The 2,108-nt window shown below is 75.6% G+C and carries 1 protein-coding gene; it reads right to left on the bottom strand.

Annotated features, from left to right (window positions below; translation table 11 throughout):
* A partial coding sequence (locus tag ABZ885_RS39945) for an AMP-binding protein (RefSeq protein ID WP_360199932.1) occupies positions 1-2,049 on the bottom strand: 2,049 nt, incomplete at its 3' end.
* Positions 2,050-2,108 lie beyond the last annotated feature (59 nt).

Here is a 2,108-nt window from a genome sequence, read left to right as displayed (position 1 = left end):
GCCCGGGCCGGCGAGGTACAGCTCCCCGGTCACCCCCGGCGGCACCAGGCCCAGGCGCTGGTCCAGCACGTACGCCCGGAGGCCCGCGACGGCGTGGCCGATCGGCGGCACGCCCGATCCCGGCGACAGCTGCTCGCTGATCGTCGCGACGACGGTCGTCTCGGTCGGGCCATACGCGTTGATCATCCGCCGGTCCGCCGCCCAGCGCGTCACCAGCTCGGGAGGGCAGGCCTCGCCCGCCACCACCAGGGTGGGCACGTCGACGTCGTCGGGCGAGAGTGCCGCCAGCACGGACGGCGGCACGGTCGCGTGGGTGAGCCGGAGGCCCCGGTCGGTCAGCGCGGCGACCGGCTCGGCCGCCGGTGCCGGCACCAGGGTCGCGCCGGTGAGCAGGGCGCCGAGGATGTCCCACAGCGAGACGTCGAAGCTGGGTGAGGAGAACTGGAGCACCCGGCTGCCGGCGTCGATGCCGAGCCGCTCGACCTGGGCCGCGACCATGGCCGGCACGCCCGCGTGACCGACCACCACGCCCTTGGGCCGGCCGGTCGAGCCGGAGGTGTAGATCACGTACGCCGCGTGCCGGGCGTCCACGGCGACGGCCGGAGCGGTCTCCGGCCACTCGGACACCCCGGCCACCGTCGCCGGGTCGTCGACCACCACGCTCGGCCGCGCGTCCTCCAGCATGAACGCGATCCGGGACTCCGGGTACACCGGATCCACCGGCAGGTAGGCGGCTCCCGTCTTCAGCACGCCCAGGACGGCCACCACGAACTCCACGGACCGCGGCAGCGCGATCGCCACGACCTGCTCCGGCGCCACGCCGCGGGCGATCAGCGAGTGCGCGAACCGGTTGGCCCACGCGTCCAGCTGCCGGTACGTCAGCTCGACGTCCCCGGCGGCCAGCGCGACGGCCTCCGGGGCCGCCGCCACCTGCGCCGCGAAGGCCTCCAGCACACTCGCGGTGGCCGCCGCGTCCTCGCCGGCGGGCAGCAGCTCGCGCCGCTCCCCGGCGGACAGCAGGTCGAGGCGGCCGAGCGGCCGCTGCGGGTCGGCGACGGCCGCGGTCAGCAGCCGGACCAGGCGCGCGACCATCGTCTCCACGGTGGCCCGGTCGTAAAGGTCGCTCGCGTACTGGACGAACGCGTCGATCCCGGCGGGGGAACCGTCCTCGGCGTGCCGCTCGGCGAGCGAGAACACCAGGTCGAACTTGGCCGTGGTGGTGCCCGTTTCCAGCTCGCCGACCTGCAGTCCGGGCGGGGCGAACTCTGCCCGGGCGTTGTTCTGCAGCACCAGCATGACCTGGAACAGCGGGTGGTGGGAGAGCGAGCGCACCGGGTTGAGCGCCTCGACCAGGTACTCGAACGGCAGCTCCTGGTGCGCGTACCCGGCCAGCGCGGTGTCCCGGACCCGGGCGAGCAGCCCGGCGAAGGTCGGGTCGCCCGAGGTGTCCGTGCGGAGCACGAGGGTGTTGACGAAGAAGCCGACCAGGTCGTCCAGGGCCGCGTCGGTGCGTCCGGCCGTCAGGGTGCCGACCGGGACGTCGTCGCCCGCGCCGAGCCGGCTCAGCAGCGCCGCGAGCCCGGCCTGGAGCACCATGTACAGGCTGGTGCCGTGGGTGCGGGCCAGCTCGCGCAGCCCGCGGTGCAGTTCGGCGTCCAGCCCGGCCCGGACGAAGCCGCCCCGGTGCGAGGCGACCGCCGGACGGGGCCGGTCGGCGGGCAGGCGGAGCTGGTCCGGCAGGCCGGCCAGCTGCCGCGTCCAGTAGGCCGCCTGGCGGGCGAAGAGGCTGTCGCCGTCGGCGGCCTCGCCGAACAGCTCGTGCTGCCAGAGGGTGTAGTCGGCGTACTGGACGGGCAGCGGCGCCCACTGCGGCTCCTCACCGCGGCAGCGGGCCGCGTACGCCCGGGTGAGGTCGGCGGCCAGCGGGCCGAGCGACCAGCCGTCGCCGGCGATGTGGTGGAGCACCAGCAGCAGCACGTGCTCGTCCCGGTCCAGCTCCACCAGCTCCGCGTGCAGCGGCGGTTCGGCTCCAGTACGTCGGCCAGCCACGGGACGCGCGGGCGGGTGCGCCGCAGGTGGGCGGCGAACGCCATCGCCTCCTCCGTGGC

This window comes from Kitasatospora sp. NPDC047058 (assembly GCF_040643935.1).
GTDB lineage: Bacteria > Actinomycetota > Actinomycetes > Streptomycetales > Streptomycetaceae > Kitasatospora.
The sequence above is the reverse complement of the archived record's forward strand: the minus strand, read 5'-3'. Positions and strand labels throughout refer to the sequence as shown.